This window comes from Oceanibaculum pacificum, assembly GCF_001618175.1.
GTDB classification, from domain to species: Bacteria; Pseudomonadota; Alphaproteobacteria; order Oceanibaculales; family Oceanibaculaceae; genus Oceanibaculum; species Oceanibaculum pacificum.
Genome location: NZ_LPXN01000105.1, coordinates 26747 through 51954, shown reverse-complemented (window position 1 = coordinate 51954; position 25208 = coordinate 26747). Strand labels below are relative to the sequence as shown.

The 25208-nt window shown below is 65.3% G+C and carries 29 protein-coding genes; 17 read left to right on the top strand and 12 right to left on the bottom strand.

Annotated elements, in window-relative coordinates; genetic code table 11:
- Window positions 1-93 precede the first annotated feature (93 nt).
- Window positions 94-2181, bottom strand: a complete 2088-nt coding sequence (locus tag AUP43_RS09475; RefSeq protein ID WP_067555730.1) for a methyl-accepting chemotaxis protein — start codon at window positions 2179-2181, stop codon at window positions 94-96.
- Between the two features lie 152 nt (window positions 2182-2333).
- Between AUP43_RS09475 and AUP43_RS18640 the strand changes: the two genes are divergently transcribed.
- Window positions 2334-2492 carry a YqaE/Pmp3 family membrane protein gene (locus AUP43_RS18640; RefSeq protein ID WP_084462687.1) on the top strand — a complete coding sequence of 53 codons (159 nt, stop codon included), beginning with the start codon at window positions 2334-2336 and terminating at the stop codon, window positions 2490-2492.
- Window positions 2489-2881 (top strand): DUF4112 domain-containing protein, encoded by a 393-nt coding sequence (locus AUP43_RS09470; RefSeq protein WP_067555727.1) that lies wholly within the window; start codon window positions 2489-2491, stop codon window positions 2879-2881. Before AUP43_RS18640 ends, AUP43_RS09470 begins: the two co-directional genes overlap by 4 nt.
- Here the strand turns inward: AUP43_RS09470 and AUP43_RS09465 are convergent, their stop codons facing one another.
- Both AUP43_RS09465 and AUP43_RS09460 read right to left on the bottom strand, forming a co-directional pair.
- Window positions 2882-3493, bottom strand: coding sequence for a pyridoxamine 5'-phosphate oxidase family protein (locus AUP43_RS09465; RefSeq protein WP_067555724.1), 612 nt, complete (start codon window positions 3491-3493; stop codon window positions 2882-2884).
- 84 nt (window positions 3494-3577) lie between these two features.
- Entirely contained in the window at window positions 3578-4453 is an 876-nt protein-coding gene (locus tag AUP43_RS09460) for an alpha/beta hydrolase (protein WP_067555722.1), read from the bottom strand.
- A 173-nt stretch (window positions 4454-4626) separates the two neighbouring features.
- Between AUP43_RS09460 and AUP43_RS09455 the strand changes: the two genes are divergently transcribed.
- A complete protein-coding gene (locus tag AUP43_RS09455) occupies window positions 4627-6024 on the top strand; it encodes a tetratricopeptide repeat protein (RefSeq protein ID WP_084462686.1) in 1398 nt (465 codons plus the stop codon).
- Window positions 6025-6029: 5 nt separating this feature from the next.
- The gene (locus AUP43_RS09450) at window positions 6030-7325 is read left to right on the top strand and encodes a DUF2254 domain-containing protein (RefSeq protein ID WP_067555716.1); all 1296 of its coding nucleotides are present in this window, start codon (window positions 6030-6032) and stop codon (window positions 7323-7325) included.
- Here AUP43_RS09450 and AUP43_RS09445 read toward each other — a convergent pair.
- Entirely contained in the window at window positions 7322-8095 is a 774-nt protein-coding gene (locus tag AUP43_RS09445; protein WP_067555871.1) for an SDR family oxidoreductase, read from the bottom strand. The genes AUP43_RS09450 and AUP43_RS09445 overlap by 4 nt on opposite strands.
- Before the next feature lie 42 nt (window positions 8096-8137).
- Here AUP43_RS09445 and AUP43_RS09440 point away from each other — a divergent pair, with 42 nt between their 5' ends.
- Together AUP43_RS09440 and AUP43_RS09435 are read left to right on the top strand one after the other, a co-directional pair.
- Window positions 8138-8551: an ArsR/SmtB family transcription factor gene (locus AUP43_RS09440; protein WP_232314988.1), complete on the top strand. Its 414-nt coding sequence runs from the start codon at window positions 8138-8140 to the stop codon at window positions 8549-8551.
- 333 nt (window positions 8552-8884) lie between these two features.
- Window positions 8885-9169, top strand: a complete 285-nt coding sequence (locus AUP43_RS09435; RefSeq protein ID WP_067555713.1) for a SemiSWEET family sugar transporter — start codon at window positions 8885-8887, stop codon at window positions 9167-9169.
- A gap of 3 nt (window positions 9170-9172) precedes the next feature.
- Here AUP43_RS09435 and AUP43_RS09430 read toward each other — a convergent pair whose 3' ends face one another.
- Window positions 9173-10435 carry an MFS transporter gene (locus AUP43_RS09430; RefSeq protein WP_067555710.1) on the bottom strand — a complete coding sequence of 421 codons (1263 nt, stop codon included), beginning with the start codon at window positions 10433-10435 and terminating at the stop codon, window positions 9173-9175.
- Between the two features lie 181 nt (window positions 10436-10616).
- On the opposite strand from AUP43_RS09430, the gene AUP43_RS09425 reads away from it, so the two are divergent.
- Window positions 10617-11633 carry a DUF2333 family protein gene (locus AUP43_RS09425; protein WP_067555707.1) on the top strand — a complete coding sequence of 339 codons (1017 nt, stop codon included), beginning with the start codon at window positions 10617-10619 and terminating at the stop codon, window positions 11631-11633.
- Window positions 11634-11702: 69 nt separating this feature from the next.
- Window positions 11703-12449, top strand: coding sequence for a hypothetical protein (locus AUP43_RS09420; protein ID WP_067555704.1), 747 nt, complete (start codon window positions 11703-11705; stop codon window positions 12447-12449).
- A 3-nt stretch (window positions 12450-12452) separates the two neighbouring features.
- Here AUP43_RS09420 and phaR read toward each other — a convergent pair whose 3' ends face one another.
- Window positions 12453-13163, bottom strand: a complete 711-nt coding sequence (gene phaR, locus AUP43_RS09415) for a polyhydroxyalkanoate synthesis repressor PhaR (protein WP_067555700.1) — start codon at window positions 13161-13163, stop codon at window positions 12453-12455.
- 222 nt (window positions 13164-13385) lie between these two features.
- Between phaR and AUP43_RS19405 the strand changes: the two genes are divergently transcribed.
- From AUP43_RS19405 to phbB, 4 genes are all read left to right on the top strand, one after another.
- On the top strand, window positions 13386-13763 hold the full coding sequence (locus AUP43_RS19405; protein ID WP_232314986.1) for a hypothetical protein: 378 nt from the start codon (window positions 13386-13388) through the stop codon (window positions 13761-13763).
- On the top strand, window positions 13651-14823 hold the full coding sequence (locus AUP43_RS09410; RefSeq protein WP_232315005.1) for an alpha/beta fold hydrolase: 1173 nt from the start codon (window positions 13651-13653) through the stop codon (window positions 14821-14823). Before AUP43_RS19405 ends, AUP43_RS09410 begins: the two co-directional genes overlap by 113 nt.
- Window positions 14824-14914: 91 nt before the next feature.
- Window positions 14915-16087: an acetyl-CoA C-acetyltransferase gene (locus AUP43_RS09405; protein ID WP_067555693.1), complete on the top strand. Its 1173-nt coding sequence runs from the start codon at window positions 14915-14917 to the stop codon at window positions 16085-16087.
- Window positions 16088-16250: 163 nt separating this feature from the next.
- Window positions 16251-16973 carry an acetoacetyl-CoA reductase gene (gene phbB, locus AUP43_RS09400; protein WP_067555690.1) on the top strand — a complete coding sequence of 241 codons (723 nt, stop codon included), beginning with the start codon at window positions 16251-16253 and terminating at the stop codon, window positions 16971-16973.
- A gap of 21 nt (window positions 16974-16994) precedes the next feature.
- On the opposite strand, the gene AUP43_RS09395 is transcribed toward phbB, so the two are convergent.
- Together AUP43_RS09395 and AUP43_RS09390 are read right to left on the bottom strand one after the other, a co-directional pair.
- On the bottom strand, window positions 16995-17897 hold the full coding sequence (locus AUP43_RS09395; RefSeq protein WP_067555688.1) for a heme-dependent oxidative N-demethylase family protein: 903 nt from the start codon (window positions 17895-17897) through the stop codon (window positions 16995-16997).
- Window positions 17890-18396 carry a D-glycero-alpha-D-manno-heptose-1,7-bisphosphate 7-phosphatase gene (locus AUP43_RS09390; protein ID WP_067555685.1) on the bottom strand — a complete coding sequence of 169 codons (507 nt, stop codon included), beginning with the start codon at window positions 18394-18396 and terminating at the stop codon, window positions 17890-17892. Before AUP43_RS09390 ends, AUP43_RS09395 begins: the two co-directional genes overlap by 8 nt.
- A 192-nt stretch (window positions 18397-18588) precedes the next feature.
- On the opposite strand from AUP43_RS09390, the gene AUP43_RS09385 reads away from it, so the two are divergent.
- The 4 genes from AUP43_RS09385 to AUP43_RS09370 all read left to right on the top strand — a co-directional run bounded on the left by AUP43_RS09385 (window position 18589) and on the right by AUP43_RS09370 (window position 21840).
- Window positions 18589-19383, top strand: coding sequence for a LuxR family transcriptional regulator (locus tag AUP43_RS09385; RefSeq protein ID WP_067555682.1), 795 nt, complete (start codon window positions 18589-18591; stop codon window positions 19381-19383).
- Window positions 19384-19503: 120 nt separating this feature from the next.
- On the top strand, window positions 19504-20163 hold the full coding sequence (locus AUP43_RS09380; RefSeq protein WP_067555678.1) for an acyl-homoserine-lactone synthase: 660 nt from the start codon (window positions 19504-19506) through the stop codon (window positions 20161-20163).
- A gap of 14 nt (window positions 20164-20177) precedes the next feature.
- Complete coding sequence (locus tag AUP43_RS09375) at window positions 20178-20408, top strand: hypothetical protein (RefSeq protein WP_157089298.1); 231 nt, start codon at window positions 20178-20180, stop codon at window positions 20406-20408.
- Window positions 20398-21840 (top strand): cytochrome P450, encoded by a 1443-nt coding sequence (locus AUP43_RS09370; protein ID WP_067555672.1) that lies wholly within the window; start codon window positions 20398-20400, stop codon window positions 21838-21840. Before AUP43_RS09375 ends, AUP43_RS09370 begins: the two co-directional genes overlap by 11 nt.
- Window positions 21841-21928: 88 nt before the next feature.
- Here the strand turns inward: AUP43_RS09370 and AUP43_RS09365 are convergent, their stop codons facing one another.
- Window positions 21929-22318 carry a helix-turn-helix domain-containing protein gene (locus AUP43_RS09365; protein ID WP_067555669.1) on the bottom strand — a complete coding sequence of 130 codons (390 nt, stop codon included), beginning with the start codon at window positions 22316-22318 and terminating at the stop codon, window positions 21929-21931.
- A gap of 164 nt (window positions 22319-22482) precedes the next feature.
- Here AUP43_RS09365 and AUP43_RS09360 point away from each other — a divergent pair, with 164 nt between their 5' ends.
- A complete protein-coding gene (locus tag AUP43_RS09360) occupies window positions 22483-22713 on the top strand; it encodes a hypothetical protein (protein WP_157089297.1) in 231 nt (76 codons plus the stop codon).
- Window positions 22714-22743: 30 nt separating this feature from the next.
- On the opposite strand, the gene AUP43_RS18635 is transcribed toward AUP43_RS09360, so the two are convergent.
- From AUP43_RS18635 to AUP43_RS09345, 3 genes are all read right to left on the bottom strand, one after another.
- Window positions 22744-23376 (bottom strand): tetratricopeptide repeat protein, encoded by a 633-nt coding sequence (locus tag AUP43_RS18635; protein ID WP_198154868.1) that lies wholly within the window; start codon window positions 23374-23376, stop codon window positions 22744-22746.
- 86 nt (window positions 23377-23462) lie between these two features.
- On the bottom strand, window positions 23463-23729 hold the full coding sequence (locus AUP43_RS19230) for a hypothetical protein (protein WP_067555660.1): 267 nt from the start codon (window positions 23727-23729) through the stop codon (window positions 23463-23465).
- Window positions 23730-23866: 137 nt separating this feature from the next.
- On the bottom strand, window positions 23867-25195 hold the full coding sequence (locus tag AUP43_RS09345; protein WP_067555657.1) for an aspartate aminotransferase family protein: 1329 nt from the start codon (window positions 25193-25195) through the stop codon (window positions 23867-23869).
- Window positions 25196-25208 lie beyond the last annotated feature (13 nt).

Here is a 25208-nt window from a genome sequence, read left to right as displayed (position 1 = left end):
GAATGCCATAGCGACTTCGCCGGCGCATCATCGTCGCGGAAACGGCAACGCCGGTCCCGCAGAAATCACGGGACCGGCGTTTCGCCAGCGCGATCAGGCGGCGCGGATATCGGCCAGGAAGGCCTCGATCTCGCGGCGCATCTGCTCCGACTTTTCCGAAAGCTCCTGCGCAGCCCCCAGCACCTGGGTGCCGGCAGCGCCCGTCTGCTCGGCGGCGTCGCTGACCTTCTCGATATTGCCGGTCACGCCCTCGGTGGCCGAAGCCGCCTCCTGGACATTACGGGCGATCTCCGTCGTGGTCGCGTTCTGCTCCTCGACGGCGGCCGAGATGGTGGAGGAGATTTCGTTTATCTGGGCGATCACGGCGGCGATGGAAGCGATGGCCTGCACCGTCGAATTGGTCGCTGCCTGCATGGCGTCGATCTGGCCGACGATATCCTCGGTCGCCTTGGCGGTCTGGTTGGCCAGATTCTTCACCTCCGACGCCACGACCGCGAAACCCTTGCCGGCTTCCCCGGCGCGCGCCGCCTCGATGGTGGCGTTCAAGGCCAGGAGATTGGTCTGCTCGGCGATGTCGTTGATCAGATTCACCACCTCGCCGATGCGCCGGGCGGAGTTGGATAGATTCTCCACGATGCCGCCCGTCTGCTCGGCCTCGGAGGAGGCCTGGCGGGCAACCTTGGCGCTTTCCTCGACCTGCCGCGCGATCTCCGCCGTGGAGGCGGCCATCTCATCGGTCGCCGCCGCCACGGTCTGCACATTGGCCGAGGTCTGCTGTGCCGCACCGGAGGTGGCCTGCGCCTGCGCGCTGGCGACCTGGGCGATATCGGTCATGCTCTGGGCGGTGCGCTCCAGCTCCGTCGCAGCGGCGGCCACGGCCTCCAGCACGCCGGAGACGTTGCGGTCGAAGCTCACCAGCATGGCCTCGACGGCTTGCTGGCGCTCAGCGCGCTTGCGCTGCTCCTCGGCGGTAGCGGCCTCCATCCGCCGGCGGGCTTCCGCATTGTCGCGGAACACCACCAGCGTGCCGGCCAGATCGCCGATTTCGTCCTTGCGGTCCCGATAGGGAATCTCGCCCTCAAGATCGCCCTCGGCGACCCGCAGCATGGCCTGGGTGATGCCGGCCATCGGCCGGGTTACCCGGCCGCGTACCAGCATAAGGCCGGCGGCGCCGATGGCCAGCGCCAGCAGCAGCAGGCCGGCATTGATCGCCAGCTTGATCTGTGCCGCCTGGTTGCGGTTCGCCGCATGGTCGGCCAGCACATCGAGCGCAGAGGTCGAGAGGCCGACCATATCATCCAACGTGCCGACGCTGAGGCGCGACCAATCCGCCTTGGAGACGGCGGATGGCTTGCCGGCCGCCAGCGCCTGGTCGATCTGGTCGCGCGCCGGGATCAGCGTATCGATGAAGCTTTTCTTCGCCACCGCCAAAGCCGACAGGATCCGCGGTTCCATGCCGTCGCGCGCCGTCAGGCTTTGAACCTGGGACCAGCCGGCGGTCGCCTGGCCGCGATAGACCAGCATCTTCGCCCGCTGGTCGGCGGTAACGCTGCCGGCGTCGATGGCGTCGCCGACGATGACTCGCTCCAGCCCGACCGCGTCGCGGGTCAGGTAGGCGGCGTCCTTGATGGCGATCAATTCCGCGCCGGCCGGGTCGGCCAGGCGCATCTGGGTCCCGAAATGCTCGGAGATGCCTTCCAGCAGATCGACCATCACGGTCGCGTTCTTCTGCCAATCGTCGGCCAGGCCGGCGCGGCGGTTGGCAAGGCCGGCGCGCAACCCGGCATCGACTTCCTTGCGCAGACCGGCCAGCGTATCCAGCGCGGCGCGCAGCGACGATGCCGAGACCTTCCCGCAATCCACCTTGCCGCAGGCTTCGATAACCGCCTCGGAGGCCGGGGCCGACAGGCCGCGCACCTTGTCGATGGAGGTCAGCAAGCCGCTAGAGGCCGGTCCGTCGGCACGCAGGGCGCTGGTTACCGGGCCGCGTTCAAGCCGGGTATTCTGAAGGGCGGTGAAAACGTCACGCGTTGCGTCCGCGCCGGTCAGCATGCGCTGGGCCTGGCGCTGTTCGAACACGGCGTCGATCATCTGGCTGGCGCAGAAAGCCACCAGGAAGGCGAGCAGCAGACCGAACAGGCCGGTCAGCAGATTGGTTATACGGATACCCCTGAGAAACATTGTCGGTCCCTATTATTTGTCTTGTGACCGCTCTATGCGCCCCCATCCATTAAGAAATGGTTATGCATAAATGTCTCCCATGAGGCTCCGATGGATCAAAGCAGGGGCCGAGACGTTTAAGAAAGCAAACGAGCAAAAGGAACGACACGAAGATGGATCTCATCCGCATCATCATCGCCATTCTGCTGCCGCCGCTGGGCGTGTTCCTGCAGGTCGGCATCGGCAAGCATTTCTGGATCAATATCATTCTGACGATCCTGGGCTACATCCCCGGCATCGTGCATGCTGTCTGGGTCATCGCGAAGAAATGACCGAGCGCTACGATAGCGGCGCGGATGGCTTCAGGCGGGCGCCGACCCGCCTGGAGCGGCTGGCCCGGTTGCGGCGAATCGCCGGGCTGCTTGATGCGCGCTTCGGCATTCCCGGCACGCCGCTGCGTTTCGGCCTGGATTCGCTGGTCGGGCTGATCCCCGGCGTCGGCGACGTGTCGACCGGCTTGGTTTCCGCCTATATCGTGCTTGAAGCCTACCGCATGGGTGTCAGCCGCCGCACGCTGGTGCGCATGGCGCGCAATGTCGCCATCGACGTCACGGTTGGCGCGGTACCGGCGCTGGGCGACGCATTCGACCTGTTCTGGAAGGCCAACCTGAAGAATATCGATCTGATCGAGCGCGATCTGGCCCGGCAGATGCGGAACTGATCACCACATGCTGGCCTTTGCCCGGGTCGGCCATTCCTTGTCATAAGCCTCGCCGCCGACCCGTTGCTCGCTGAGCGCCGCCAATATCCGGCCAGGCGTCGGCAGGTTTGCGGGATCGACATGGCGTTCCGGGTTCCATAGCTCCGAGCGCGCGATGGCGCGGGCGCACTGGAAATAGACCGTTTCGACGGCGATGACGATAACCGAACGGGGCGCTTTCTCCTCCACCGCGAAGCTAGCGCAGAGATCGGCGTCGATGGAGAGCTGCGCGCGCCCGTTCACCCGCAGCGTGGTGCCGGAACCGGGAATCAGGAACAGCAACCCGACGCGGGGGTCGCGCACGATGTTGCTCAGCGAATCGACGCGGTTATTGCCGCGCCGGTCGGGCATCATCAGCGTGCGTTCGTCGGCGATGCGCACGAATCCCGGCTTGTCGCCGCGCGGCGAGCAATCCAGCCCTTCCGGCCCACTGGTCGCCAGCGCCACGAAAGGCGACGCCTCGATGAAGACCCGGTAGTCCGGCGTGATCCAGTCCACCTCCTTCACCGTGGAGGCATCCGACGGCACGCCATACAGGGCGTTCAACTGCTCGACGCTGGTGACAATCGACATGGGCCTGGCTCCCGGTTGACGATCCGGCGACAATAGCGGAAACGACGCGCCAGGCCCATTTGGACGATGCCATGAATTGGTCGGTCAGGCGAAGAATTCGCCCAACGCTGCGGCAGCCTTCTCCGGCTCCTCCTCGACGACGAAATGGCCGCAATCCAACGCCACCTCGCTGACTTCCGTGGCCCAGTCGCGCCAGATCGCGGACGGGGAGGCAGCCTTCGACGCCAGGTAACCGCGTCCCCACAGCACCAGCACCGGGCAGACGATCCCGCGGCCGGCGGCGCGGTCCTCGGCATCGTGTCGGCGGTCAACCGAGGCTCCGGCGCGATAATCCGCGCAGGTCGCGGCGATGACGGCCGGATCGTGGAACTGCGTCAGATAGTCGGCCACCGCTTCCGGGGCGAGCCGGTCGCGATACCCCGCCCAGCGATCCAGCAGATGGCTGTAATAGAAATCCGGGTCGGCTCCGATCAGCTTTTCCGGCACCGGGGCAGGCACCGCCAGGAACTGCCAGTGATAGGTCGAGATCGCCTTGTCGGCGTCCATCCGTTCCCAGGCATCCAGCGTCGGGATGATGTCGATGGGGCAGAAGCGCGTCACCCGCTGCGGATGATCCAGGCACAGCCGGTAGCCGACACGACCGCCCCGGTCATGCCCGGCAAGGCCGAAACGCTTGAACCCCAGGCCGCTCATCAGCGCAACCATGTCGGCCGCCATCGCCCGCTTGGAATAATGCAGATGCGCCGCGTCGGGCGCCGGCCCCCGGCTGCGGCCATAGCCGCGCAGATCCGGCATCACCAGCGTGAACCGTTCCGCCAGCATGGGCGCAACCTTGTGCCAGATATGATGCGTCTGCGGGTAGCCGTGCAGCAGCAGCAAGGGCGGCCCGCTGCCGCCGATCCGGTAATGGATTTCGGCATCGGGCACCCTCGCCCTGGCTTCCTCGAACCCGTCGAACATCAGCTTCTCCGTTTCGTGCAAGCATGAGGGAATACGGTAAAGGCGACAATTCGATTTCCGGCCCTACCCCTGGCCAGCCGGGACAAGGCCAACCTTAACCGCCTGAAATATCTGGACAGCCCGGCCTGCGGGCGGTCACCCTTGCGAACAAGAAGCGCAATCGAGGAATCGCAATGCAGCAGGACGAACGGGGCCTTGCCCTGACCACCGACAGCGCCGAGGCGGCCGCCGCCTTCAATGGCGCGATCCAGGACTATCTGGAATACCGGCTGTCCGGCGGCGAAAAGCTGAAGCAAGCGCTGGCGGCCGATCCGGGCTTCGTCATGGGGTTGATCCTGCGCGGCTATTTCATGCTGCTGATCGGCTCCAACGCCACAGTGCCGGCGGCGCGCAAGGCGCTGGCGCAGGCCCAGGCCGGGGCCCAAGCCGGGGCGGCGTCGATCACCCCGCGCGAGCGGCTGCATCTGGCGGCACTGGAGGCCTGGGCGGCGGGCGACACGGCGACTGCCTGCGCGGTGTGGGAGCAGTTGCTGGCCGAATACCCCACCGATGTGCTGGCCCTGCGGCTGCATCATTTCGCCAGCTTCTGGCTCGGCCGCTCGGCGGCGCTGCGCGACTTGCCGGCGGGCGTACTGCCGGCCTGGGACGAGGACATGCCGGGCTACGGCAATGTGCTGGGCATGCTGTCCTTCGGGCTGGAGGAAAGCGGCGACTATGCCGAGGCCGAGCGCGTCGGCCGCCGGGCGGTGGAGATCAACCCGGAGGATCTGTGGTCGGTTCACGCCGTGGCCCATGTGCTGGAAATGCAGGGGCGGCTGAAGGACGGCATGGCCTGGCTCAGCCAACCAGCCGGAAGCTGGGGCGACCGCAACCCGTTCAAGGACCATATCTGGTGGCACACCGCGCTGTTCCCACTGGAGGCCGGGGAATATGACCGCGTGCTGGCGCTGTACGATGCCGAGGTGGAGGTGGATGAGAACGGCTTCTACCTCGATGTGCAGAACGCCGCCTCGCTGCTGCTGCGGCTGGAATTCTGCGGCGTCGATGTCGGCAATCGCTGGGACTTGCTGGGCGATGTGGCGGCGAAGCGGCTGAACGACCATGTGCTGGCCTTCACCGACACGCATTTCATGATCGCGCTGGCGAAATCCGGCCGCAAGGCAGATGCCGAGACGCTGCTGGCCTCGCTGCGCGCCTTCGGGGCAGCACCGGGCGGTAACAGCGCCGCCCTGGTCGCCGGGCCGCTGACCGCGCCGATCTCGGAGGCGATCCTGGCTTTTGCCGAAAAGCGCTTCGACCGCGCGCTGGCGCTGATGCTGCCGCTGCGCCATGACTGGCAGGCAATCGGCGCCAGCCACGCCCAGCGCGATATCTTCCACCAGATCGTCATTGAGGCCGCGCTGGGCGCCGGGCGCGCGCCGCTGGCTAGGCTGCTGCTGGCGCAACGCAGCCAGATCAGGCCGCACAGCCGCTATAGCTGGCTGCGCTACGCCGATGCGCTCGACCTGTCCGGCGAGACGGCTGAAGCGGCACAGGCGCGGCAGACGGCCGCCGCCATCCGGTTGCAGTAACGGACATGCTCACCCAGCTGCGCGGCCTCGCCCTGCAAGTCCGGTCCGCGCTGTGGTTCCGCCCGACCGTGGCTTCCGTCACGGCGGCCGGCGTGGCCTGGGGGATCGCCGGGGTCGATGGCGCCCTGCCCGCCGGCATCGCCATCCCGTCGGTCGATCCCGAACTGGTGAAGGAATTGCTGACCCTGCTGGCCAGCGCCATGCTGACGGTCACCACCGTCACCCTGTCGGCGCTGATGGTGGTGCTGAACATGGCGGTCACCCAGGCATCGCCGCGCGCCCTGCCCGGCCTGATGGCGGACGAGGTGACGCAGAATGCGCTCAGCACCTTCGTCGCCACCTTTGTCTTCGCCCTGTTCGGCCTCGTCGGCCTCGGACTGGCGCTCTACGACAGGAGTGGGCTGACCGTCCTGTTCGGCACCGGCGTGGTGCTGACGGTGCTGGCGCTGCGCTACCTCGTGCATTGGATGCACCATATCGCCGGCACGCTGCGGTTGGGCAATATCGTCGTCCGGGTGCAACACGACACCAATGAGGCGCTGGACCGCTTCCTGGAAAACCCACTCCTGGGCGCGAAAGCCGCGCCGGAGCGGGACAGCCCGCCGGAAGGCGCGCGGCTGCTCGCCTGCCGTCGCAGCGCCTATCTGTGCAGCATCGATACGCAGGAATTGCAGGCGCAGGCGGCGCGGCACGATCTGCGCATCGAACTGCTGGGGCGGCCGGGCGACTTCATGCATCCGCACCGCTCGGCCCTGGCGCTGATGCCGGGCACCGCGCCATTGAGCGACAAGGATATCGAGGCGCTGCTGGATTGCCTGCTGCTGGGCGAGGAGCGCAGCTATCACCAGGATCCGCTACTGGGCCTGCAAATACTGGGCGAGATCGGCAGCCGCGCCTTGTCGCCCGGCATCAACGACCCGAAGACCGCGATCATTTGCCTGGACCGGCTGGAGGCGCTGCTGTGCCGGGCCGCGCAGCCGCCAGTGGCAAAGTCTGAAGAGGCGGAGGCATGCGACCGGCTGTCCCTGCCCGCCCTGGGATTTGACAAGATGCTGGACCGGGCGCTGCACTCGCTGGCCCGCGACGGCGCCAAATCGGTCGAGGTGGTGCTGCGGCAGATATCCGCGCTGGAGCGGATTGGCCTGGCCGCCACCGATCCGGCGGTGCCGTCGGTGCTGCTCGCCAGCCTGGAGATGACGGTCGACTTCGCTGAAGCCGCGCTGGCGCTGGAGAGCGACCGGGCGCAAATCCGCAAGGCGGCGACGCGGGTGCGCCGCCGCCTGAACGGAAACAGCGCCTAGAGCAGCCAGCCGCCGCTGGCTTCGATATACTGGCCGGTGACCCAGCGGCTGTCCGGCCCGGCCAGGAAGGCGACGGCATCGCCGATTTCCGTCGGCTTGCCGATCCGCTTGATCGCCTGGCTGCTGGAGATCATCTGCTCCGATTCCGCATTGCCGCGCAGCCAGCCGGCATTCATGTCGGTATCGATCGCGCCCGGCGCCAGCGAGTTTACGGTGATGCCCCGCGCGCCGTACTTCGAGGCCCATTGCCGGGTCAGCACGTCGACCGCACCCTTGGTCGCCGAGTAGGCCGGAATATCCATGCCGCCCACCGCGCGCGACAGGCCGGAGGACAGGTTCACGATCCGGCCATTGTCCCGCAACCGGCCGATGGCCTGCTGGGTGACGAAGAACAGCCCCTTCACATTCACATCGAAGATGCGGTCGAACGTGGCCTCGTCGGTTTCCTCCAGCGAGACCATCGGCGCGATGCCGGCATTATTGACCAGAATGTCGAACCTGACCTCGCCGGTGCGGTCAGTCAGTTCCTTGTCCAGCGCCTGGAACATTGCCTGGATGCTGGCGACATCGCCAATCTCCGCCTGCACGGCGAAAGCGTCACCGCCGGCCTTCTTGATCGTCTGCACAACCGACTCGGCCTCGGCGGAGGCGCGGCCGTAATGCACGGCGACCAGCGCGCCGTCGCGCCCCAGGCGTTCGGCGATGGCGCGGCCCAGGCCACGGCTGGCGCCGGTCACCAGGGCAATCTTGCCGGCTAAAATCTTGCTCATCTGAAAAGTCTCCCATCGGGAATAAGGATCGATGAGCAGCAGATGGGCGGCCAAGTTCTTATGTTCAAGAAAATTGAACTATTGAATTTTACGCTGTATGATGCGATTTGGCTGTTTATGCGTCCTCTTATTCACCCCGATATCAGCAGCATCACCCTGCACGGCGTCCTGCATGCGCTGAGCGATCCGATGCGGCTGGCCATCGTGCGCCGGCTGCGCGATTGCCCGGATCAGGCCTGCAATGCCACGATGCCCTGCCCGGACATGCCGAAATCCACCCTGTCGAACCATTTTCGCATCCTGCGCGAGGCCGGCATCATCTGTAGCCGTCGCGAAGGCACCCAGCACGCCAACACGTTGCGCCGCGACGATCTTGAGGCCCGCTTCCCCGGTCTACTGGACGCTATCCTGCAGGCGGCGGCCGCCGATCCCGAACGCAGAAGCCCCGCCAGCTAAGGGCGGGGCTTCATTTGGCACGGGACCATCTGTCCCGGCGCCCGGCGCTAAGTCCGGGCCTTTGGCTTTTCATGTAGACGCATCTTCCGTAAGGCTATGTTTAGTCAGGTGGATTCATGCCTGTTTCGGACACCCCCCTGCTGTTGGGCCAACCAAGCCTTCGCGCAATTTTCTTTCGAAAATTACGATCACTTGGTAATTATTATGTTGGTCTTGTTACCGTGCGATGTCAAGCAGGCCGGTTTAAAAAATACCCGATTGCGGCGCTGCCTTGCCGCTCGCATAGTCGCTGCGCCGCCGACCGGGCGGTCCTCCTTTGGGAGCCTGGCGGGCATGCTGGACCCGTTTCTTGTTGATCTGATCGGCACCGTCGCCGGTGCGCTGACTACTTTTTCCTTCCTGCCGCAAGTGATCAAGACCTGGCGCAGCCGATCGACGCGGGACATATCGCTGACCATGTTCACGGTGTTCTTCACCGGGGCGCTGCTGTGGCTGATCTACGGCTTACTGTTGCAATCCTTCCCCATCGTGCTGGCGAACGGCGTGACGATGCTGCTGGTGACGGCGGTCATCGGGCTGAAGCTGCGCTACCGCCATCTGGAAGCGGCAGCGCCGTAGCGCCTATTTCACCGACATATCGTCCGGGGCGGGCGTGTCCTGCTGGGCGCGCGGGTTCATCTTGCTGACCTGCGGGCTGGTCGCCGGCATGTTCACGAACTTCTCGCGCTGATCCACCGGCACCGGTGCGCGGCGGGTCATCCGATAGGTGACGAAGCCGCCGGTCAGCGTAGCGATGACCCCGGCATAGACGAACAATCCGCCCGGCCCCATCACCTCCATCGCATAGCTGGCCACGATCGGGCCAACGGCCGAGCCCAGCGCCCAGGTCAGCAAGAGCGAGCTGGTCAGCGGCACCATCTTGGACGGCTCGGCGAAGTCGCTCGCATGGGCGATGCAGATGGCATAGACCGACAGGCCCGTCGCTCCCCATAGCGCGAAGATGATGTAGATCGACCAGCTCGGCAGCTGACCGCCAAACAGCGCGATCACCGCCGAGGTGACCACCACCACCCCAAGCCCGGCGACGATCACCTGCCGCCGGTCGATCCGATCCGACATCCAGCCCAGCGGCCATTGCGCCAGCAGGCTGCCCAATTGCATGACCGAGACCAGCCCGGCGATGGCTCCGACGCCGAACCCGACCTGCAACCCGTAGATCGGCAGCAGCCCGATCACCGCGGCATTGGTAAGGCCGGAGGAGAAGCAGCCGACTAGGGCCGCCGGCGCGATGGCGTATAGCTCGCGCAGCGACAGCATGGAAACCGACGGTATCGCCGGCGTCGCCGCGCGGGTCAACGCGACCGGCACCAGGGAGAGCGAGGCGCAGGCGCTGATCAGCAGGAAGAAGCCGATGCTGATCGGGTCGGCGACGGACACCAGCATCTGCCCCCCCACCAGCGTCAGCTTGTTGCACACCATGTAGAAGCTGAGCACCCGGCCCTTGATGGCCTGCGGGGCCTGGGCGACGATCCAGCTTTCCGCCACGCTGAACAGGCCGGCCATGCAGATGCCGAGCAGAAAGCGGATGCCGCTCCACAGCATCCAGTCGACCGCGAGCGTCAGCCCCAGCGTGCCGGCCGAAACCACGGCGGCGAACACGGCGAAGGCGCGGATATGGCCAATGCGCCGGACCAGTTGCGGCACCACGAAGCAGCCGGCCAGGAAGCCCAGCGAATAGAAGGTCGCGACCACGCCGACCATGCTGGGCGACAGCCCCTCCATCCCCATGCGCAGCGGCACCAGCACGCCGATCAACCCGTTGCCGAGTTGCAGGATCATGACGCCCAGCACGATCGCCAGGATGGCGGGGATGGCGTCGCGCATGGCGGGGGGAACTCCAGGCTTTCGGTGGCGAAGCGGCTTATCAAGCAAATCGGCGCGCAGCGGCTGCCGCTATTCTGGTCAAGTGCGGCGATGACCACAAGATGGCGAGGCAAAGCCTGATGACTTTCCCGATACCGCACCCTATCTGTGCAAGGGAACAACGCAGAATCGGATCACCCGCATGGCCAGCGACAACACCCGCGACGATCTCTATGTCGACGACGAATATTCCGCCCCCCGCAAGCGCTGGATGCGCCGCCTGGGCGGGGGCCTGAGCGGGAGGTTGAGCGGCGGGCTGATCGGCCGCAGCCTGGCCGTGCTGGTGCTGCTGGTGGCGCTGTATTACGTCGCCGGAGCGGCGATCATAAATACCGTCGATGATGACACCAGCTTCGCCACCGCCGACGTCCCGCCCGGCGCCAGCCGCGCGGTGGAGGCGGCGGCCGCCCTGGTCGAGCGCGAGACCGACACGCATGGCTGGACGCCGAACGATCCGTTCTTCCTGCCCGGCTCCATCCTCGACAACATGCCCAATTTCCAACAGGGCATCGTGAAGGCGGCGTCGCGCTTCAGCGTCGAGATGATGGACCATATCGGCCGGCTACGCGGCACCAGCCAGATCGATGGCGACCTGGAGCGCGCGGCGGGGCTGCTGAAATATCCGGGCAATGTGTGGGTCTGGGATCCGTCCGTTTCGCTGGCGCCCACGGCGACCTCGGAATCGCAGTACAGGGCGGCGGTACGGGCGCTGCGCAGCTACAACAGCCGGCTGGCCAGCGGCCAGACGGTGTTCGACCGGCGCGGCGACAATCTGATGTCGGCGCTGGAGCGCATCGCCTCCGACCTCGGCTCCGCCTCGGCGCAGATCGACGGGCACATCACGCACGGGCCGTTCTGGCTGTTCGATACCGATGTCGACGATATTTTCTACAGCACCAAGGGGCAGCTATACGCCCACTATGTCATCCTGAACGCGCTCGGACAGGATTTCGAACAGGTGCTGCGCGAACGCCAGCTCGACGGGGTGTGGCAGCAGATGCTGGATGGGCTGAAAACCGGCGCGGAGCTGGAGCCGCTGATCGTCATCGGCGGTTCGCCCGATGCGCTGCTGCTGCCCAACCATCTGACGGCGCAGGGCTTCTACCTCCTGCGCGCGCGCACCCAGCTTTATGAAGTCGTCAATATCCTGTTGAAATAGGCGGAGAAGTTTTTAGAAAGGAAGGGTACTGCTTGTTTTCCGTCGACCTTCCTCGCAAGGCTCCCGCCGATGAGCGACGATAGCGACCCCACAGCGCCCGCTACCGACGATCTGTTTCAGGAACTGGTCGCCCGCGAGCGCGAGATCGGGGCGATGCCGGTCGGGCTGGACCGGTTCCGGGCGATGAACGCGCTGATCGACGAAGCGCGCATGGCGGTGCGGATGGTGGATGGCCGCGTCAACCAGATGAGCCAGGAACGCAACGTCGTCCGCGACGAGCTGACTTTCGTGAAGCGGCATCGCGGCCGCATCCAGGCGCTGCGCACCCTGCTGGCCGGCAGCTATCGCCACCCCGACCTGGCCCTGGCCAATTTCGACGGTTTCGCGCTGAACCACGAAGCCGCCAAGCTGCGCGTGATGATGAAGGATCCGGAGCGGCTGGGCATGCTGCGCGGCGGCGCTTTCCTGGGGCTGGTGAAGAATGAGCAGCGCAAGCAGGCGCTGGATAATTACGAGCGCCAGGTGAAGAAGGCGCTGGAGAATCTGCTCGGCGACCACCGCGCCTACCTCCATAGCATGGCCCGCAATTGGGAAGGCCAGATGGAGGAGCTAAACGCCAAGATCGCGCATGAAAGCGATCAGAAGACCGCCCTCAGCGCTTTCGTCAAGGAATTGCAGGAACAGGCCCGCGTCGATGCCAAGCTGTTGCAGCGCACTGATCTGACCGGCCTGCAACCGGCGGAAAAGCGTGTTCTCGATTGGCTGTGCGGCGCGCACGAACCCGCCCCGGACGCCGCGCCGGTCGCGGAGAAGTAGGCGCTAGCCTTTCTTCTTCTGCCCGTCCTTGTCCATCGCCTGGTTCATGGCGGCCTGGCCGGCCTTGGCCACCTCGATCTGCAGCTTCGCCATTGCGTCGATCTGCTTTTGCAGATTGTCGATCTGGTCCTTCAGCGCCACGACCGAGGCCTGGGCGGCGGACTGCGTGGCCTCCGCCGCGGGATGGGCGGCCGGGTGCGGCGCCTGGGGCGGCTTGCCCACGCCGTTGCTCAGCCCGCCCTCCATGCCGAACGGATTGAACATGCGCATGGCGCCTTCTAGCATCGCCATGTTCTGCTTGCCCATCTCCTCCAGATTGGTGCCGAACGGGAACAGACCACCGAACGCATTGTCGACGTAGGAGCGCATGCGATCCTGGTTCCGCGCGAAGGAGGACATGGTGTGTTCGAGATACTTCGGCAGCACCCATTGCAGGCTGTCGCCATAGAAGCTGATCAGCATGCGCAGGAAGCTGATGGGCAGCAGGCTCTGGCCCTTGCCCTCCTCCTCGAAGATGATCTGCGTCAGCACGCTATGGGTGATGTCCTCGCCGGTCTTCGCGTCGAACACCTGAAAATCGACGCCGTCCTTCACCATCTGGCACAGATGGTCGAGCGTGACGTAGCTGCTGGTCGCCGTATTGTAGAGACGGCGGTTCGCATATTTCTTGATGGTGATCGGGGCGTCGTCGCCCGGCTTGTTCTTCTCGGCCATATGCGAATGATCCCCTACCCTAATTGCTTGATGCCGCATCTCTTTGTCGTCTACGGCATGCGCGTCTGCTATCGACGCAATGCATAGGGCAATACAGTTGGATGGAAATTGCTGCTTTGCAACGAGAATCTTGCTGCGCAACAAATCCGCCCGCAAGTGCAGCATAACTCTCTTGCAGACCCGCGTGTGGCGGGACGGTGACGGGCGGCCTATAGTACCGCCATGACCGATCGCGACGACGACCAAGACCTCGCCGAACGTTTCCTCGATCTGTGGCAGGACCAGATAAATGCCCTGGCCACCGATCCGGAACTTGCGCGCAGCCTGCAACCCATGCTGCATCTATGGGCGGAGACGATGAATGCGATGAGTCGCGGCGGCGTTCCCCCGATGCCGTTCCCTTTCATGGCGGGAGCCACTCATGCGACAGGGCCCGCGCCCACTGAACCTGCATCTGACGGTCGCGGCGGCAACCTTGATGAGCTCCGTGACCGCATTGCCGTCCTTGAGGAGCGGCTCGCTGCCCTGGAGGCCGGCGCTGCGGGACAGGGCAAGCGCCCTGCAAGCCGCGCTGGCGGGACGCGACGCCGCAAGGACTGACGCCGCGCTGGCCGCCGCCGTCGCCCGGCGCTGGTCCGACTTCCTCGCCGGGCTGACCGCCTATCGCCACCATCCCTACGACCGCGGCGCCGCCTTCGCCGAGGCCGGGCTGAAGCCCCCGCGCCTGGCCTGGAGCGAAGGCACCACCCGACTGCTCGCCTATGCCGACAGGCGCCGCAAACGCGGCCGCCCGGTGCTGGCGGTGCCTTCGCTGATCAATCGCGGCTATATACTCGACCTCGCCCCGGGCCGCAGCTTCCTGCGCGATCTCGCCGGACGCGGCTATCGCCCCTATCTGGTGGATTGGGGCGCGCCGGGCGCGGTGGAGCGGGGATTCGACATTTCCGCCTATATCGCCGGCCGGCTGGAAGCCGCGCTCGACGCCGTACTGGCCGAGGTGGGCGAAGCGCCCGTGCTGGTCGGCTATTGCATGGGCGGCACCATGGCGGCGGCCCTGGCCGAGCGCCGGCAGCGCGACCTGGCCGGGCTGGCGCTGCTGGCCGCCCCGTGGGATTTCGCCGCCGAACGCCCGGCGGTCGCGGAATGGCTGCCCGGCATCGCCCCCGGCCTGCTGGCGCTGGCCGACCGGCTGGGCGAGTTGCCGACCGACGCGGTGCAGGCGCTGTTCTCCGGCCTCGACATCCACCTCGCCTTCCGCAAGTTCCGCGCCTTTGCCGCGCTCGACCCGGCCAGCGACAAGGCGGTCGGCTTCGTGGCGCTGGAGGATTGGCTGAATGACGGCGTGCCGCTGGCGGCCCCGGTCGCGCATGATTGCCTGGAGGGCTGGTACGGCCGCAACGACCCGGCCAACGGCGTTTGGCGGGTGGCCGGCCATCCGGTGACGCCAGGGCGGATCGACCTGCCGGCGCTGGCGCTGATACCGGGCGGCGACCGCATCGTGCCGCCGGCCAGCGCCAGGGCCCTGGCAACCGCGCTGCCGAAAGCCGATATGATAGAGCCGCCGCTGGGCCATATCGGCATGATGGCCGGCGGCCGGGCGCGGGAGCTGGTCTGGCCCGCCATTGCGGACTGGATCGACGGCCTGCCCGTCAAATCCTAGGCGCGCCGTTTGCCTCACCGCTGCGCTGCAACTATTGTAGGCGCGGAACAGACGGCACCAAGCCGCCACCGTATTCGGAGGAGTCATTTTCATGACCGAGATCGTCATCGCCAGCGCCGCGCGCACCCCCATCGGGGCGTTCAACGGCGCGCTAAGCAGCCTGCCCGCGCATGATCTGGGCACCATCGCCATCCGCGAGGCCTTGTCGCGCGGCAAGGTCGATCCAGCCGAAGTCTCCGAGCTGATCTTCGGCCAGGTGCTGACCGCCGGGGCCGGGCAGAATCCGGGCCGCCAGGCCGCCATCGCCGCCGGCATTCCGAAGGAGGCGACGGCCTATCTGATCAACCAGGTCTGCGGCTCCGGCCTGCGTACCGTGGCGCTGGGCTACCAGGCGATCCGCAACGGCGATTCATCCATCGTCGTCGCCGGCGGCCAGGAGAGCATGAGCCAGTCGGCCCACTGCGCCCATCTGCGCAACGGCACCAAGATGGGCGACATGAAGATGGTCGACACCATGATCAAGGACGGGCTGTGGGACGCCTTCAACGGCTACCATATGGGCAACACCGCCGAGAATGTCGCCAAGCAATGGCAGATCAGCCGCGAACAGCAGGACGAGTTCGCCGCCTCCTCGCAGCAGAAGGCGGAAGCCGCGCAGAAATCCGGCCGCTTCAAGGACGAGATCGTGCCGGTCACGATTTCCGGCCGCAAGGGCGATACCGTGGTCGATGCCGACGAATATCCGCGCCACGGCACCACCGTCGATACGCTGGCGAAGCTGAAGCCGGCCTTCGACAAGGAGGGCAGCGTCACCGCCGGCAATGCGTCGGGGATCAATGACGGCGCGGCCGCCCTGGTGCTCATGAGCGCGGAGGAAGCGGCCAGGCGCGGCATCACCCCGCTGGCGCGCATCGCCTCCTGGGCGACGCGCGGCGTCGATCCCGCGATCATGGGTTCGGGGCCGATCCCCGCCAGCCGGGCGGCGCTGGAGAAGGCCGGCTGGAAGGCCAGCGACCTCGACCTGATCGAGGCAAACGAGGCTTTCGCCGCACAGGCCTGCGCGGTGAACAAGGATCTGGGCTGGGATACGGCAAAGGTGAATGTGAATGGCGGGGCCATCGCCCTCGGCCATCCCATCGGCGCGTCCGGCGCGCGGGTGCTGGTCACCCTGCTGCACGAAATGCAGAAGCGCGACGCCAAGAAAGGCCTCGCCACCCTGTGCATCGGCGGCGGCATGGGCATCGCCATGTGCGTCGAACGCTGATCGAGCCGCGCTCGTAACGATAAAAGCGCCGCCCAGGCTTTCCGGACGGCGCTTTTTTTCGCGTATTTGACGCTCGTCAATTGCAACATGCCCAGCGCGTGCCATCATCGTTGGGTAAGCAAGGCTCCGACAAACGGAACCGGCATTAAACAGGGAGGAAAGCATGGCGCGTGTGGCAATCGTAACGGGCGGAACCAGGGGCATCGGCAAGGCGATCTGCATCGCCCTGAAGGATGCCGGCTACAAGGTCGCGGCGAATTACGGCGGCAATGACGAACGGGCGAAGCAATTCACCGAGGAAACCGGCATCCCCGCCTACAAGTTCGACGTCTCCGACTTCCAGGCCTGCCAGGAGGGCGTCGCCAAGGTGACCGCCGATCTGGGCCCGGTCGAAGTGCTGGTGAACAATGCCGGCATCACCCGCGACGGCACCATGCACAAGATGAGCTACGAAATGTGGAAGGAGGTGATCGATACCAATATCGGTTCCTGCTTCAACATGTGCCGCGCCGTCATCGACAGCATGCGCGAGCGCAATTTCGGCCGCATCGTGAATATCGGCTCGATCAACGGCCAGGCCGGTCAGTACGGCCAGGTTAACTATGCCGCCGCCAAGTCGGGCATCCACGGCTTCACCAAGGCGCTGGCCCAGGAAGGCGCGGGCAAGGGCATCACCGTGAACGCCATCGCCCCCGGCTATATCGACACCGATATGGTCGCCGCCGTACCGGCCAACGTGCTGGAGAAGATCGTTGCCCGCGTGCCGGTCGGTCGCCTCGGCAAGGCTTCGGAGATCGCCCGCGGCGTGGTCTTCCTGGTCGCCGACGAGGGCGGTTTCATCACCGGCTCCACGCTGTCCATCAATGGCGGCCAGCATATGTATTGAGGTCTGGCCAGGGAACGGCGACTACGCCCCTCCCACCCGCGTCAGATATTCCTCCAGCGCGGCGCGGAACGGCTGGATGCTCTTGTAGCGCGTCATGCCGGGGGTGAGGTCGCCGACCGCCCCCAGCAGCGCGCGGGCGAGAGGCGGAAACGGCTCCAGCCGATCCAGCCGGTCGAGATAGGTGCGGATGGTGAAGAGGATGTCGCCGCTTGCCGGCAGGCGGCGCAGTGTCTGGCGTTCGACGCGGATGAAGACGCGCTGGCCGATATTCTCCGCCGTGATCTCGGGATCATGCGCGGCACGGCCATGGCCGGTGGGGCTGAACAGCCGGTCATTGTCCGGCAGCGACCAGTTGAAGCGCCAGACCGGCTTGTCGGCCTTCAGAAAGCCGAAGAACCGGTCGACCGGCTTGCCCAGCTTTTCCGCATAGCCCGGCACCGGCGCGTGGATCGCCAGCATCGGCCGGCCGATCTTGTCGGCCAGCCGCCAGCTCGCCGGAAAGCAGAGCGAGGCGGCGACCAGCTCGTATCCCTCCGGGCCGGCGCGCATCAGGCATAAATCCTCCTGCACCAGACGGCCGGCGATATCGAGCGGCGCGCGGCCGGAATCATCAAGCGCTATCCGGCGGTCATCGGCGAGACTGTGCAGCGCATTCCCCGCGCGCCGGAACCGGTCGGGAAAACGCGCCGGCAGATGATGGGCCAACAGCGCCAGTACTTCGGCCTGCGCCGCCTCGGTGCCCGGCAGGGCCTGGAAAACGGCATCGTGCCGCGTCGCCAGCAATTCCTCCTTCAAGGCGAGCTGCGCGGGATAATCCGCGTCCGCCTCGATCCACTCCGCCGGGTCGAGCGAGAGCAGCCCCATCGACAGCCGCCAACCGCCCTCTCCATAGGGCAGGTAGCGCGGCGGGACGGGCTTATCCATTGTCGAGCGCATCGCGCACGAATTCCAGCAGGTCGCCGCCCGGGAACAGCAGGCCGGGCACGCCGGCGGCGGCGGCGGCCTCCATGTCGGTCAGCTTGTCGCCGATCATCAGGCTGCGCGCCGGATCGATGCCGAGATCGCCGATCGCCTTCACCAGCAGCCCCGGCTTCGGCTTGCGGCAGTTGCAGACGACATTGTAGGGCGGCTGACCCGCCGTGGGGTGGTGCGGGCAATGATAGACCGCGTCGATCCGCGCGCCATATTGCCCCAGGGCGGCATGCATCCAGCCAGTCAGCACGTCGAAATCGCGCTCGCTATAATAGCCGCGCGCGATGCCGGACTGGTTGGTGACCACCACCACCAGATAGCCGCGCCGGTTCAACCAGGCGATGGCTTCGGGCGCGTTCCTCACCCACCGTATGTCGGCCTGTCGCCATGCATAGCCGACATCCTCGTTGATCACGCCGTCGCGGTCGAGAAAGATGGCCGGACGGCTCATGGCAGAAGCCCGCTCAGGACATAACTTAGGTTTTGCTTATCCATGACACCCATGCGGTTGCATGTTAGGAATTTCATCGAATGCTCTTTATAATGAGGTTCGTTCCATCGTGCAGCCAAGCGACAGGCCACAAGGGTAGAATAGACGCCTGCCAGGCGCGCCCCTGCTGACCGGGAACCGGGGAAACTTCGTATGGACAGCTCGCTTGCTCAGAAGCTTGTCGAACTGCATTCGCTGAAGACAGTCGGCGAATTCAAGGCCCAATTGCAGGGCATGGCCGATCTGATGGGTTTCGGCCGCATCTTCTATGTCGGCGCCAAGCTGCTGCCGAACGAGCATCCGGGGCCCGGCAGCTTCGCGGAAATCCCGCTGATTCTGTGCGATTACCCCAGCGACTGGGTGCGGCATTACCAGACCAACGAACTGGCCCGCATCGACCCGGTCATCGCCGACAGCAACGCCACCCGCCTGCCTTTCGCCTGGAATGTCCGCGACTATCTGAAGCGCGAGGTCAGCGACCCGCAGCGCCGGCTGCTCGGCGATTCCATCGATGTCGGGGTCGATAAGGGGCTGTCAATCCCGATCTATGGCGCGGGCGGCGATTACGGCCTGATCACCTTCGTCTCCGCCGGCAGCGAGGGCGATTTCATGTCGCTGGACCCCACCGTGCTGCAGGACTGCACGCTGGTCGCCAACCATTTTCACCTCACCTTGCGCAGCAAGCTGGGCACCGAATTCCTGGTGCAGGAGGAGCTGAAACTGACCGGGCGCGAGATCGAGGTGATGAAATGGGTCGCCGCCGGCAAGACCCAGGACGAGATTGCCGACATCCTCGCCGTGTCGATGCATACGGTGAAGTTCCATATCTATAATGCGCATAACAAGCTGAACGTTTTTTCCACCCCCCACGCCATCGCCAAGCTGGTCTATCTGGGGGTGCTGGAGCCGGGCGGCATCACCGGCAACAAGACCCATCGCATGGTCTAACGTCGCGCAACCAACCTTCAATAAAAACAATCCCTTAATCTACACCTAGACAATTGTGCAGCTAGGTAGGCTGAGGCCGGATCGGCACTCTTTCCCCATCCTTATCGGGGGAAAAGGCACGTGCGACTCCAGATCCACAGCCCGGCGCATGATCGCTTCAGCGAATGGCAGTTGGATGAGCTGTTCCGGTTCCGCAACCGCTATTTCAATGAAATTCGGGGCTGGAACCTGCCGCTCGATCATGGCCGCGAGATCGACCGGTTCGACTGCGACCCGGCGATCCACGTCGCCGCGGTGGAGGAGGACGGCACCCTGGTCGGCTGCTTTCGCCTGCTGCCGACCGAACGCCCGCACCTGCTGGATACGCATTTCCCCGCGCTGATGGGCGAGCACCCGGTGCTGCGCGGCCCGGATGTGTGGGAGATCAGCCGCCTCGCCGTCATCCCCCGGATGAAGCGGCGGGTGTTCCGGGCCGAGACGATGCGCATCACCGCGCACCTGCTGAAAACCCTGTTCGAGGTTTGCGACGATCTGGAGATCGGCGCGCTGACCTGCGTGACCGACACGCAATTCGAGCGGTTGCTGCATATCGGCGGCTTCGAATGCCGCCGCTTCGGCGACGCGCTGCAGATCGGGGTCGAGAGCTGCGTCGCCGGCTCTCTCACTGTGAATTGGCACAATCGCAACGCCGCAGAACGGATGACGGTCCTTTGGGAACGCCGTCGCCCGGTTGTGCCAGGCCGGATGATGACGGGCGAACGTCCCGCCATCGCCGGTTGAGGAACCTGAATATCATGAAGGAAACCACCATGCGCATGACCGACAATAACGCCTTCCGCGACGCCGCGACCGGGGCCAACAGCCTCGAAGGCATTACCAACTGTCTGCTGTTCCTCGCCGAGGAAGCGGACGCCAACAAGGAGACCGTGCTGCGCGACCTGCTGAAGGCCGCCGCCGTCTACGCCAAGGAGCGCAGCGACAGCATCTCCCCCTACTCGCTGTCGATGACCGGCGATGGTCGCTGAGCTGGATTTCGCCGGAGCGCCGGCGCGCAAGCAGCCCCGGCGCATTGCCGTCAGCGCCGGGGCCTTTGCCCAGGCCAAGCGCGTGCCGAAGGCGAAGCTGCTGCCTTTCGTCGGCGTGCTGTTCGCCTCGAAGCCCCATCCGCCCAGCTTCTTCGTGCGGATGGCGCGCGAGCATGGCGAGATCGTCGGTTTCGACATCGCCGGCAAGCCGCTCTATCTGGTGAACCATCCGGAATTCATCCAGCATGTGATGCAGACCAATGCCGGCAATTACCGCAAGAGCGACTTCTACTACCGCCTGAAGGCGATGTTCGGCGACGGCATGCTGGTCACCGAGAACGAGGTCTGGCGCTCCAAGCGCACGCTGGCGCAGCCCTCCTTCAGGCGGCACCGCTTCGACCATTACTGCCAGGTGATGGCGGAATGCGGCGACAATCTCTGCGACGCCATCGAGGCGGAAACCCGCGACGGCCAGCCGGTCAATTTCGTGCCTAAGGTCATGGCCGCCGCATTGAACGTGGCGACCCGCACGCTGATGAATTGCGACTTGGCCGAGGATAAGGACCGCTTCACCGAGATCATCACCACCATCATGGTGCAGAGCGAGAAGCGCGTCTGGTCGCTGTTCGAGCTGTTGCACGACTTGCCGACCCGCGCCCGCGCCGAGCGGTTGCAGGCCATCGCCGATTTCGACGGACTGCTCTACAAGGTCATCAAGGACCGCATGGAGGGCCGCTCCAGTCACGACCCGGCCGGGCCGGACATGCTGCAGATGCTGTTGGACAGCGCCTGCCCGGTGACCGGCGAGCCCTTGTCGCTATCGCGGCTGCGCGACGATTTCCTGACCATGGTGCTGGCCGGCCACGAGACCACGGCGGTCTCGATCGCCTGGTGCCTCTACATGCTGTGCCGTAATCCCGAGCATATGGCGACCGCGCGCGACGAGGTCGACCGGGTGCTGGGCGGCCGGCAGCCTACTTACGAGGACCTGTCGAACCTGCCCTTCGTGAAAATGGTGGCGCAGGAGGCGATGCGCCTCTACCCGCCCTTCTGGACCATGAGCCGCGCGGCGCTGAACGATGACGAGGTGCGCGGCTATCGCATCCCCAAGGGTACTACCATCATGCTGTGCCCCTATGTCATGCACCGCAATCCGGAATACTGGCCGGATCCGGAAAAGTTCGACCCTTACCGCTTCACCCCGGAAGCTGGGGCCGACCGGCCGAAACACGCCTACTTCCCGTTCGGCACCGGACCGCGCCAATGCATCGCCAATCACTTCGCGATGTTCGAGGCGCAGATCATGGTGGCGCAGATGCTGCAGCGCTTCGACCTTTCCCTGCATACCAGCGAGGAAGTCGAGACCGAGCCGATGATCTCGCTGCGCCCCAAGGGCGGCATCTTCTTCGCCGCCCGTCCGCGCCGCCGGTAGTCAGGTGGAGGTCATGCGCGCCGGATATCACCACCCCACGAGATGCATTGCGGGACGTCCCGCTGGGCGCTCCTGCCGGGCCGGGCGCCTATTTCGGGGCCGGGTCGCCACTCATATGCATGATCATCTTGCGCATATGGTCCTGCAACGTGTCGTCCTCGATGCGCTGAAACCAGTAGAGGAAGGCCATGGCCTCGGCCAGGGCTTCCTTGGTGATGTCCGGGAACAGCTCGCGGATTTCGTCTTCCAGGGTACGGGTGAAGAAATAGTTGGGCGAGGTGTCCAGCGCCTTGGACAGCAGGAACAGGATGCTGGCGGGAATACGGTCCTGCCCGCTCTCATATTTCTGGATCTGCTGGTAGGAGACCCCAACCTGGGCGGAAAGCTCCTGCAGGCTCTGTTTCAGGAATTTCCGCCGGTCGCGCAGGCGACGACCGATCAGCAAGTCCTGGCTGGTGCGTCTGGGTTTGCGGGGCATGACGGGGGATTTCGTGTCTCGGCCAATGTTCATCAGAATAAACTCGTGTGACCCATACTATACAAAGGTTGTCAAAAAGTGCGCACGCTATTCATCACGGTTGCGACGCCTTATCCGTCAAACATACTTCCCGGCCAGGTTCGGCTGGCTCCGCGGTACGCCCGGTGACGCCCGCCGCTGAAACCATCCCCGCCATGCTCCCCAGCGAGGAAGTGCTGCAGTGTGCGGAAAAGCTAAGCGAAGCCATGCACGGCCGGGCGGCCACTTTTGCGGCCAACCAGGCTTTGATCATGTTGCAACGCGATGAAACTCACCTCTACCGTTTTTGGGTGCAAATGCTAAGAGCCATCCTCGTGGTCGAGGAGGCAGACAGCATTCCACAACACTTTCATTAACATTTAGTGAAAATACTATTTAATGTGTCGCTAAGATAGCGGCTTGTCGCGCCATTTCTTCGCACCTGCACGCGCTTCGGCGCGCTGGACATCGGTAAGTTCCGCGCCAACGGCTTCCAGCAGGGTCTCCGCCCCCGGCTGCCCGGCATCGACGGCCAGAATAAGCCAGGAATATGCGGCGGGCAGGTCCTGCGCGACGCTCTCCAGGCCGCGCGCGTACACCCCGCCCAGCGCCATGTAGGCGCGGCCGATGCCGCCCCGCGCCGCCTGTTCGTAATTGCTTATCGCCTTGGCCGGCTGGACCGGTCCGCCGAGGCCGCTTTCCTGCAGATAGGCAAGATTGTACGCCGCCTCCGGCAAGCCTTGCCGGGCTGCCTTCTCATACCAGGCGCGCGCCTGGGCCGGATCGGCCGCCACGCCGCGCCCGAACTGCAGCGCCAAGGCCAGCTTCAGCTGCGCATCCGCCAGCCCCTGGGCCGCCGCTTTCTCATACCAGCGTGCCGCACCCGCCGGATCCACCGGTCCGCGCGCGCCCTGCTCCAGCGACAGGCCCAGCAGATATTGCGCCCGCGCATTGCCGGCCGCGGCTTCGGCCTCATACCAGCGCATGGCCGCGCCATAGCTGCCCGGACTCTCCGCCCGCACCTGTCCGGAACCGGACATCAGGAGGATTGTCAGGACGGCGGCGGCAACCGGTGCGGAGACTGCGGGAAAGCAAAACAGATTAATGATTCCAACGGATAGAGGGATCAGGGACGGGTCGGGCCGGTGGCGTCCAGGGATTGCGGCGGCGGGCCGAAATAGCTGACCAGCCGGCTGGTTTCCTTCGGCGGCAGCGGATGGCTGTAGCATTCCGGTCGCGCCAGGCTGTGATAGCAATAGACCGGCACTTCCTCCACCATCTGGGCCTCGGCGTCGCGTGGCGTGCCGCCCAGCCATACCGGCGCCTGCTCTTGCGCCGCTGTACACGCGCTCAGCGCCATCAGCGTTCCGACGATCAGCAAAAGGCGTCTCATAACCTCACTCCCGGAAGGAATTCACTGATCAGCATAAAGCAATTTCCCTGCCACTGCCACGCAGCACCTTCGAATACCGCAAATGCAAAAGGCGGCGGGCAAATGCCGCCGCCTTTTAGCAACCAAGCCGTCTGGGATCAGTGTAGCGTCTTCAATACGTCGCCCAGCATGCCGAACATATCGTCGATATGGCTCTTCTCCAGGATCAGCGGCGGCGACAGCGCGATGATGTCGCCGGTGGTGCGGATCAGCAGCCCCTTATCGTAGGCTTTGGTGAAGGCCTCCATGGCGCGCGCGGTCGGCTTGCCGGGAATGCCTTCCAGCTCGATGCCGGCGATGATGCCGAGATTGCGCAGGTCGATGACCGGGCCCACGCCCTTCAGCGAATGCACGGCATCCTCCCAATAGGGCGCCAGCTCGGCGGCGCGCTCGAACAAGCCTTCTTCCTTGTAGACGTCCAGCGTCGCCAAACCGGCGGCGGCGGCCAGCGGATGGCCGGAATAGGTGTAGCCGTGGAACAACTCGATGGTGCCTTCCGGAGCGTTGTTCATGAAGGTGTCATAGATGCCCTCGCGGGCGAACACGGCGCCCATCGGCACGCAACCGTTGGTCAGGCCCTTGGCGGTGGTGATCAAATCCGGCTTCACGCCGAAATATTCGGTGGCGAAGCTGGCGCCCAGGCGGCCGAACCCGGTGATGACCTCGTCGAAGATCAGCAGGATGCCGTGCTTGTCGCAGATTGAGCGCAACTTCTGCAGGTAGCCCTGCGGCGGGATCAGCACGCCGGTCGAGCCGGCGACCGGCTCCACGATGACGGCGGCGATGTTGGAGGCGTCATGCAGCGTGACGATGCGCTCCAGATCGTCGGCCAGGTGCCCGCCCCATTCCGGGATGCCGCGGGTGAAGGCCTGCTTCTCCGGATTATGGGTATGCGGCAGGTGATCGACGCCGGGCAGCAGGCTGCCGAAGAATTTGCGGTTGGAGACGATGCCGCCGACCGAGATGCCGCCGAAGCCGACGCCGTGATAGCCGCGCTCGCGCCCGATCAGCCGGGTCCGCGTGCCCTCGCCGCGCACCCTATGGTAGGCGATGGCCATTTTCAGCGCGGTATCGACCGATTCCGATCCGCCGCCGGTGAAGAACACCCGGTCATAGCCCGGCGTCAGCGTGGTCAGCCGGCTCGCCAGCTCAAAGGAAAGCGGGTGGCCCATCTGGAAGGATGGGGCGTAATCCAGCTTCTCCGCCTGCTTCTGGATCGCCTTCACGATCTTTTCGCGGCGATGACCGGCATTCACGCACCACAGGCCGGCCGTGCCGTCCAGGATGCGGCGATTATCGGCCGTGGTGTAATACATGCCCTCGGCCTCGACCAGCATGCGCGGGTTCTTCTTGAATTGCCGGTTCGCGGTGAACGGCATCCAGAAGGATTCGAGATCGTTCGGCCGGGTGATGTCCTGCGTATCCATGAAGAAGCACTCC

Bases quoted from the DNA above. Each gene is read 5' to 3' on its own strand.
- AUP43_RS09475 (WP_067555730.1), bottom strand. From the start codon at position 2,181: ATGTTTCTCAGGGGTATCCGTATAACCAATCTGCTGACCGGCCTGTTC.
- AUP43_RS18640 (WP_084462687.1), top strand. From the start codon at position 2,334: ATGGATCTCATCCGCATCATCATCGCCATTCTGCTGCCGCCGCTGGGC.
- AUP43_RS09470 (WP_067555727.1), top strand. From the start codon at position 2,489: ATGACCGAGCGCTACGATAGCGGCGCGGATGGCTTCAGGCGGGCGCCG.
- AUP43_RS09465 (WP_067555724.1), bottom strand. From the start codon at position 3,493: ATGTCGATTGTCACCAGCGTCGAGCAGTTGAACGCCCTGTATGGCGTG.
- AUP43_RS09460 (WP_067555722.1), bottom strand. From the start codon at position 4,453: ATGTTCGACGGGTTCGAGGAAGCCAGGGCGAGGGTGCCCGATGCCGAA.
- AUP43_RS09455 (WP_084462686.1), top strand. From the start codon at position 4,627: ATGCAGCAGGACGAACGGGGCCTTGCCCTGACCACCGACAGCGCCGAG.
- AUP43_RS09450 (WP_067555716.1), top strand. From the start codon at position 6,030: ATGCTCACCCAGCTGCGCGGCCTCGCCCTGCAAGTCCGGTCCGCGCTG.
- AUP43_RS09445 (WP_067555871.1), bottom strand. From the start codon at position 8,095: ATGAGCAAGATTTTAGCCGGCAAGATTGCCCTGGTGACCGGCGCCAGC.
- AUP43_RS09440 (WP_232314988.1), top strand. From the start codon at position 8,138: ATGGGCGGCCAAGTTCTTATGTTCAAGAAAATTGAACTATTGAATTTT.
- AUP43_RS09435 (WP_067555713.1), top strand. From the start codon at position 8,885: ATGCTGGACCCGTTTCTTGTTGATCTGATCGGCACCGTCGCCGGTGCG.
- AUP43_RS09430 (WP_067555710.1), bottom strand. From the start codon at position 10,435: ATGCGCGACGCCATCCCCGCCATCCTGGCGATCGTGCTGGGCGTCATG.
- AUP43_RS09425 (WP_067555707.1), top strand. From the start codon at position 10,617: ATGGCCAGCGACAACACCCGCGACGATCTCTATGTCGACGACGAATAT.
- AUP43_RS09420 (WP_067555704.1), top strand. From the start codon at position 11,703: ATGAGCGACGATAGCGACCCCACAGCGCCCGCTACCGACGATCTGTTT.
- phaR (WP_067555700.1), bottom strand. From the start codon at position 13,163: ATGGCCGAGAAGAACAAGCCGGGCGACGACGCCCCGATCACCATCAAG.
- AUP43_RS19405 (WP_232314986.1), top strand. From the start codon at position 13,386: ATGACCGATCGCGACGACGACCAAGACCTCGCCGAACGTTTCCTCGAT.
- AUP43_RS09405 (WP_067555693.1), top strand. From the start codon at position 14,915: ATGACCGAGATCGTCATCGCCAGCGCCGCGCGCACCCCCATCGGGGCG.
- phbB (WP_067555690.1), top strand. From the start codon at position 16,251: ATGGCGCGTGTGGCAATCGTAACGGGCGGAACCAGGGGCATCGGCAAG.
- AUP43_RS09395 (WP_067555688.1), bottom strand. From the start codon at position 17,897: ATGGATAAGCCCGTCCCGCCGCGCTACCTGCCCTATGGAGAGGGCGGT.
- AUP43_RS09390 (WP_067555685.1), bottom strand. From the start codon at position 18,396: ATGAGCCGTCCGGCCATCTTTCTCGACCGCGACGGCGTGATCAACGAG.
- AUP43_RS09385 (WP_067555682.1), top strand. From the start codon at position 18,589: ATGGACAGCTCGCTTGCTCAGAAGCTTGTCGAACTGCATTCGCTGAAG.
- AUP43_RS09375 (WP_157089298.1), top strand. From the start codon at position 20,178: ATGAAGGAAACCACCATGCGCATGACCGACAATAACGCCTTCCGCGAC.
- AUP43_RS09370 (WP_067555672.1), top strand. From the start codon at position 20,398: ATGGTCGCTGAGCTGGATTTCGCCGGAGCGCCGGCGCGCAAGCAGCCC.
- AUP43_RS09365 (WP_067555669.1), bottom strand. From the start codon at position 22,318: ATGCCCCGCAAACCCAGACGCACCAGCCAGGACTTGCTGATCGGTCGT.
- AUP43_RS18635 (WP_198154868.1), bottom strand. From the start codon at position 23,376: ATGTCCGGTTCCGGACAGGTGCGGGCGGAGAGTCCGGGCAGCTATGGC.
- AUP43_RS19230 (WP_067555660.1), bottom strand. From the start codon at position 23,729: ATGAGACGCCTTTTGCTGATCGTCGGAACGCTGATGGCGCTGAGCGCG.
- AUP43_RS09345 (WP_067555657.1), bottom strand. From the start codon at position 25,195: ATGGATACGCAGGACATCACCCGGCCGAACGATCTCGAATCCTTCTGG.